Annotated in this window: 8 protein-coding genes and 1 pseudogene; 5 read left to right on the forward strand and 4 right to left on the reverse strand. The window is 66.7% G+C overall.

Annotated features, from left to right (window positions below; translation table 11 throughout):
- Positions 1–147: 147 nt before the first annotated feature.
- The 4 genes from ACZ4S3_RS40185 to ACZ4S3_RS40200 all read right to left on the reverse strand — a co-directional run bounded on the left by ACZ4S3_RS40185 (position 148) and on the right by ACZ4S3_RS40200 (position 2,622).
- Positions 148–672 (reverse strand): GNAT family N-acetyltransferase, encoded by a 525-nt coding sequence (locus tag ACZ4S3_RS40185; protein WP_467943748.1) that lies wholly within the window; start codon positions 670–672, stop codon positions 148–150.
- An 84-nt stretch (positions 673–756) separates the two neighbouring features.
- Positions 757–1,437 carry a hypothetical protein gene (locus ACZ4S3_RS40190; protein ID WP_467943750.1) on the reverse strand — a complete coding sequence of 227 codons (681 nt, stop codon included), beginning with the start codon at positions 1,435–1,437 and terminating at the stop codon, positions 757–759.
- Between the two features lie 111 nt (positions 1,438–1,548).
- Positions 1,549–1,848, reverse strand: a complete 300-nt coding sequence (locus ACZ4S3_RS40195; protein ID WP_467943752.1) for a type VII secretion target — start codon at positions 1,846–1,848, stop codon at positions 1,549–1,551.
- 24 nt (positions 1,849–1,872) lie between these two features.
- On the reverse strand, positions 1,873–2,622 hold the full coding sequence (locus tag ACZ4S3_RS40200; protein WP_467943754.1) for a hypothetical protein: 750 nt from the start codon (positions 2,620–2,622) through the stop codon (positions 1,873–1,875).
- A gap of 135 nt (positions 2,623–2,757) precedes the next feature.
- Between ACZ4S3_RS40200 and ACZ4S3_RS40205 the strand changes: the two genes are divergently transcribed.
- From ACZ4S3_RS40205 to ACZ4S3_RS40225, 5 genes and pseudogenes are all read left to right on the forward strand, one after another.
- Positions 2,758–3,174: a hypothetical protein gene (locus ACZ4S3_RS40205; RefSeq protein WP_467943756.1), complete on the forward strand. Its 417-nt coding sequence runs from the start codon at positions 2,758–2,760 to the stop codon at positions 3,172–3,174.
- 101 nt (positions 3,175–3,275) lie between these two features.
- Positions 3,276–4,124, forward strand: a complete 849-nt coding sequence (locus tag ACZ4S3_RS40210; protein WP_467943758.1) for a hypothetical protein — start codon at positions 3,276–3,278, stop codon at positions 4,122–4,124.
- A gap of 486 nt (positions 4,125–4,610) precedes the next feature.
- Positions 4,611–5,186, forward strand: a complete 576-nt coding sequence (locus ACZ4S3_RS40215) for an LppU/SCO3897 family protein (RefSeq protein ID WP_467943760.1) — start codon at positions 4,611–4,613, stop codon at positions 5,184–5,186.
- A 177-nt stretch (positions 5,187–5,363) separates the two neighbouring features.
- Positions 5,364–6,062: a hypothetical protein gene (locus tag ACZ4S3_RS40220; RefSeq protein WP_467943761.1), complete on the forward strand. Its 699-nt coding sequence runs from the start codon at positions 5,364–5,366 to the stop codon at positions 6,060–6,062.
- Positions 6,063–6,432: 370 nt separating this feature from the next.
- Positions 6,433–6,572: pseudogene (locus tag ACZ4S3_RS40225) on the forward strand (IS5/IS1182 family transposase); the annotation flags it as partial.
- Positions 6,573–6,682 lie beyond the last annotated feature (110 nt).

Below are 6,682 nucleotides of genomic sequence, written 5' to 3' on the forward strand. Positions count from 1 at the left end.
CGGCCCGCTGGGCATCAGTTACCGACGACGGCGGGATCTTCGGTCCAGGACGACTCACACTCAACCAACGACGAAACTCCGACTCAGGTCACTAGCCCCCCGGGTATCTCGCTTCTCCCATCCGATCAGGACGAGAGCGCGCGCTTCCTATTCCCCGCTGTCCCGTATGGCCTTTTCGAGGAGGGTGAACGACTTGGGCATACTGCCGGGCTGCGGTTTGCCCTCCCTGTGCCCGACAACCTGGTAGCCGGCGTTGAGGTAGTACGCGTTCAGGCGTGCGTTGCCGGCCAGGCAGTCCAGCCGTACCAGCTCTCGTCCCGCCTCGGCCACGCGGCGCTCCGCAGCTCGTAGAAGATGTCGCCCTGTCCCGGACGGGACACGGCTGTGGTCCACCATCAGTCGGTGCACATAGCCGGCCGTCGGCGGCTGCGGCCCCCAGGCGTCCTTGTCCTCCCACCACAGCTCCCAGGCCCCGACCATACGATCGGCAGCCTCCGCGACCCACACCTCCCCGCTCTCCATGACGCGGCGGAAGTGGTCCCCGCCCAGCTCACCAGGCTGCCACTGACCAGTGACGCCCTGGGCAAGCATCCAGCGGGCAGCGTCGTCGCGCAGACGCACCACAGTCGCAACGTCGGCGTCGTCAGCGAGACGGAGGCGTAGATCGTTCACGCCGCGATCTTCGCACAGGCGTCCGTACCTGCATCGACCGGCCGCAAGGGGCCTACCGGGAAGAAAAACAGGCACTTACATGAGTCAGGCGGTGCCTTCGGGCCAATGCCCCCCGGGGAAGGCGGAATTGTCGCTAGCCGCTCCCTTGACATTTGAGAGCTGCGCACTCGTGGTGGCTAGCACGGCCACCAGAGCGGCGACCGCGCCGGCGATGAGGCCCGCGCTGACCGCAAAATCCCCGACAATGGCCACAGCTCCGTACCAGCTGGCGATTACCGAGGCGAAGGCTGCGAGGGCGCTCAAGACGACCGTGATGTTCTCCGCCACAATGAGGCCCAGTGCCACGTAAAACGCGCACCCGGCGACCGCGGAGGTGGTGAGGGCTGTGGATACGGTGTCGGCGATCGTCTCGATCTGTGTGGCGGCTGTGGTCTGCGAACGGACGGCGGCGATGTAAGAGTCGGCCGCGTCGCCCTTCCACTCTCTGGTGGCTTTCAGTGCATCGGGGGCGACTTCACCGGCCACATTGGATGCCTTACCTCGAACCTGGGACTCCCAGTCAGAGGAGTAGAAGAAGAAGGTGACCGGCGCCGCCATCCCCTCAAAGTACTCGCCGAGCTTCGCGAGCACCCACTTGCCCATCTCCAGCAGCTTGTTCCCTGCCCAGATGATGGCGTCCCCAACCCAGCCTGGGGTTGTGGGGTCGGAGGCCGTGGAGTTGGCCTTGGACTTGGCCTCGTAAAGTTTGCTCTCCAGTGTGGTCACACCAGACTTGAGTTTGCTGGTGGCGGCGTTGTACTGCGCCGGGCTGAATACCATCCGGAATGCCCCCCTGTTTGCGGTTTCGGACTTCGTGCTCGTTGGCTCTGGGCCAGGTCAGTAGGTGCCCTCAACCGACTTCGTGGTGTCTGCCTCGTTGTCGTCGTACGCGTTCGCGCTCTTCACTAGAGCGTCGGCGATCTCCGTCATACGCCTATTCCCCTCCCGGCACCGGTCGGCGACCTGGGCAACCGCCTCCTGATACGCGGAACACAGGACCTGGAAGACCCCGGTCTCGAGGCGGGCAAGGTTCAGCTCATCCACGGAGGCAACGATGCCGCTCAGTTCTGCCGCGTTGCGGTCCCAGGTCTTGGACTCCTTGCGTAGTGCATCCGTGATGACATCTGTATCAGCCATGGCAATTTCCTCTCTGGCGGTGATTTACGGGTTCCCGTACCGACTCGGGTTCTTGAGGATTGCCATGGCTTCGTCGTACAAGCCATCCCGCAGCACCTTCGGACCTGCTGCCGCCTCGGCCTCAGCGATTGCGGCGTTGAGTCGGCTGCGTGCATCCGTGAGTGCTTCTTCGAGGGCACGCTCCAGCGATGTGGCGGACTGTTCGCCGGCCCACGAGTCGTCCACTACGCAGGACACCAGTGCACTTGACTGCACTGTCACCGTGACGCGGCCCCGCGCGCTGGAGCCCGTTCCAGTGACAGGCTCCCCCGCCGAGGGCGAGTCGGCAGCAGCCTGGGCGCCATCGAGGGCCGTGAGCATGTCCTCCATGATCTCGTCAATGGGGCGGGGAATGACGTGATCGACGTTCCGCTCGGTGCCCGAGGGGCGTGGTGAGGGCACCGGGCCACCCGCTCCGGAACTGCTGAACGGGCTCTGCCGGTCACTGCGCTCCATGACGAGCGACCATGCCGCCATGCGTTGCTCCATCGCGGCGCCGCAAGCCTCGACTACTGCGGCACCGAACGCCGCTCCCGCGCGGCGCCGCCGCCAATCGCTAGCCACGTGGAAGCGAGTGGGGAGTCCGTCTGATGCCAGTTCGACCCGCACTGCGCCTCGAGCGTCCGAACCCTCGGCCTCCTGAGGGACGCTCTCCTGGATTTCCCGCATCGTCCGCTGGACGGCTGCGACCTCATGCTGGAACTGTTCAAGCTCGCGTTGGAACCTGTCGAACAAAACTCCCCCTAGGACAGGTCGACACCATGTCTGTGCAGGACGCTAGGGAAGAGCGACAGGTAGCGTCAAGAGAGGATCTTGCTCTGACGCCCGGTCCGTGGCTGAAATACCATGTATATAAGGGGAGTTGGGAAAATGATCAAACGTCGCGACCAGTCGCATGGCGTACGAGAGGCGCGCAGGAGCAGGGCAGCTCCTCTGGCCTGGGGGGCCATTGCGCTCACGTTGTTGGGCGGAACCTTGTTCGTGGACCACTCCGGGCTCTATGGAGAGTCGTCGGACACCTCTCCGTTCCACGTGCCAGTTCTTGTTGGTGCTCTTCTTCTGACGGTCGCGACGATCGTTGTCAGTGTCCTTCCCCGTAGTTCTGGGGGTGTCCACCACACCTGGGCTCCTGTGCGTTGGTGCCTGCTGGTCGCGGTGGCTGCGGCTTCAGGCCTCGTACTGATGCTGGCGCTGACCGGTCCAGCGGCGCAGCAGATCAATCTGCTCTTTGCGGGCGCGGCGATGGACGTGGCTGCCGCCGGAATGGTCCGCGCGGCAAGGACGTGAAGTAGCTCCCAGTACCGGCTACTACCCCGACTCGCGCGGCGACCGGAGCCTGTTCGGCCGGACGTACCGGCAGAACACGGTCGCGTCCAAGGCGTTCGGCATTGGCCGACCGGCCCGAGTCCTACGTCTACTCGCCCGCCGTCGGCTGCGTCATCACCGGCGTGCCCCACGAGGACGTCGTCACCCACTACTCCTGCCGCCGCCCCCTGGCCGCCCTGCACCAGTCCCCGGAGCTGCTGGACGGCTCACCGGTCAGCAAAGACCTGGCTGCCATCGTCACCTGGGTCGTGGATGCCGGCGCCGCGGATGTCATCGGCGTCACCGGCTCGTTCCTCGTCGGGGCGTGCAACGCCCGCTCCGACATCGACCTGGTCTGCTACGGACCCCGCGGGTACGAGACCGCCCAGGCGCTGTGCGCCGAGCGGTCGTTGATCCAGCCCTACGAGGGCGATGCCCAGACTCGGCTGTACATCCGGCGGGCGAAGTACATGACAGGCAGCTCGTTCGATGCGCTGATACGCCAGGAGGCGCGCAAGCTGCAGGGGCTGACCACTGGGGCCGGCGCTCACATCAACTGCGAGCCCCTGCGTGCCGACGGCGACCGGACCCTCGCCGGGGTGGTCGCCCAGGAGGTCGGCGCGATCAGCGTGCTGGCCCACGTGACCGACCACACCGAGGGCCTCGCCACGCCCGCCGTCTACGGCATCGCGGTGGACACCGTCATCGGCTCCACGATCGACGAGGCGGACGTCTTCGCCCGGCGGATCACCCAGCTACGGTCCTACCTCGGCGCGTACACCGGCGCCTTCCGCGAAGGCGACCTCGTCTACCTCTCCGGCCGCCTGGTCCACCTCCAAGGCCCGAGAGCGGTGAGCACCTTCGGCATCGAGCTCACGCCATGGTCCGCCGCCGAATCCTTCCTCGCCAACCTCGCCAACCTCGCCCGCTGAGCCGCAAACGCTTACTGCCCTCCGGGCGGCCTTCCCGTGTTTCTGCTCAGCCCAGGTATGGAGCCGAGCGCCTCGCAGCCCAGCATCTGCCGCCGCGCCGCCGGCTGATCGAACAGGTCCCGGTCCCGTGACGACTTCGCGGTCCGGGGCACTCCTGGCGCCGCGGCGGGTCGACACTGATCTCCTCGCTGCTGCGCAGCGAGGTCAGTTGTCGCGTGGGTCTTCCTCGGAGTGGAGCCGGGTGGCAAGGTCGCCGGCCCAGCCCAGGGCCCAGGCGCGCAGGTCTTGGCCGGCCACAGTCCCGGTTCAACCCATCACCGACAATGGCCCTTTCGTGGGCCCGCGCCTGGGGGAACATGCCGGGCCCACGACGCCGGCGGTGCCTCGGTGTTGCCCAGCCGAAGGCGGCGGCCATCTCCGGTGATGCCTCCACCGGAGGCACAGGGTGTCGCACCGCTAGCCTGTAGCACCGAACACCGAAGCGACATGGGGAACACTTTGTCCGCGCACCCGCCGCCGCCCGACGGCTCCGCCCCTTACGGCCAGCCCGGCGCCGGCTCTTACGGCTCCAGCCCGTACGGTCCGCCCACAGGACCGCCCCCGTACGGAAAAGGCGGCCGCCCCGTCCACGCCCAACCTGTTCACGCCACGGCCCCCTACGGTCAGCCGCAGGCGTTCGGCCAGCCCGCGCCCCAGCAGTGGGCGCAGCCGACTCCGCCGGGGTTCATACCCACCGGGCCACGCCGGCGGCCCTGGATGCCGGCGCTCATCGGCTTCGGTGCCCTGGCTGTCTTCGGGTTGGTCTGCTGGGGGCTGAGCACCGATGATCCGCCGGTGAAGACCGCTCGCGAGGCATCCGTCGGCGACTGTCTGGAAAACCGTGGAAGCCACGCCAAGCCGGTCCTCTTTGCCATCGACTGCAGCAACACCAAGGCGGAGTACAGGATCGTCTCGGACCTTTATGACTCTGACGCCACATGCCCCGCCAAGTACGACCAGTACAAGGAGACCGGCGGCCGGCTGGGGGACGAGAACCTGTGCCTGGACAGGGTCCACCACTGACGCCCCCACGCACAGCATCCAAGCCGGCTTGTACGTTCCTTCCGCGCTCCCGGGCTGGCCTGGGCGTGCGAGGGATGACCGGAGATCGTGATGGCGAAAACCGGAAGCAGCTGTCTGGTTCGGGCGCCCGAGGGATGACCGTGATGTGCAGCAGATTCGCCAGGGGGCAGAGAGTCGATGATTTATGCAGATCGAAAGCACCTCGTACGAACCCGGGAGTTGCTGGCCCAAGACATGGACATGCCCATGGGAACGTTCCGCAACAAGAAGCCATATGCGGTCGTCGGCTTTCCAGCGCCGATCAGTTCCGCCGGTGCACGGGTGCTGCTCTGGGACGGCGAGCAGACCGCCGCTTACCTCGCCAGAAAGCCCGTACCTGAGCTGCCTGCCGCTGGCGGCCCGCAGGAACTGTTGGATCGGCAGGAAGCGGCCGCCGAACTGAACGTGACGCCCCGGACCTGGGACGGCTACAAGACAGATCCGCGCATCGCGCCGCACATGGTGCTGATCTGCGGCGTGGAGCACTGGCCCCGGGGTGTGGTCCACGCCTTCAGGGACACACGCCCCGGCAAGGAGAGCGCAGCCGGCCGGCCAAAGGGCAAGGCTAATGCGGTACCGCGCGGTGAACTGCGCAACAAGGTGGCCGCGCTCCTCGATGCCGAGCCGGGCATCACAATTTCCAGTGTCCGCGAATCGCTCGGGGTCGCACCGGCCACGGCACAACGCGCGCTGTCTCAACTGCGCGGCGAGCGCATCGCCTGCCTCATGGAGGCGGAGCCGTCCCTCACGTTCACGCAGGCCGCCGACCGCCTCGGATACCCGGCCGCGGTGCGCAGGGCCGCCCGGGACATTATCGAGACCGGCGGCACGGCATAAGGAGGGTCGAACGCGCTCGATCCTGAAGGCTCCGCTGCACTGTCAGCCACGGCCACGCTGGTGCTGGTGGCCGGGTGCGGCGGGGCCGCGGAGCCAGGGGCCGCCCACAAGCCGAAGGCGTCGAAGTCGAAGAAGTGTCGTTGCCCGCGTAGCGGTGGGGCCGAGGAACGCAGGCGGTCTGCCGCACAGCGGAAGGTTTTCCTACCCTTCCTGGATGGAGCTTCTACCGCCCGCATTGGAGATCTGTCTCCGGAGGACGTCGCGCGGTTCGAGCAGTTCGTGGCCGAGAGGAAGGGTCTACTCGCGGAGTGGGATGGGCGCTTCGAGCTCGAGGGGGGCGTCCTGCTGAAGGGCGCGGGCGTAGAGGGCATACAAGCAGCGCAACACCGTCGAACGGTGCATCAACCGTCTCAAGCAGTGGCGCGGCCTGGCCACGCGGCACGACAAGACAGCCACCATCTCCTGGCCGGACTACACATCGCAGGGATCTACCTCTGGTCCGCGCTGTGATCCAAACGAAACGCCCTAGTGACCTGAGTCGGAGTTTCGTCGTTGGTTGAGTGTGAGTCGTCCTGGACCGAAGATCCCGCCGTCGTCGGTAACTGATGCCCAGCGGGCCG

Source organism: Streptomyces sp. NPDC028368 (genome assembly GCF_055565615.1).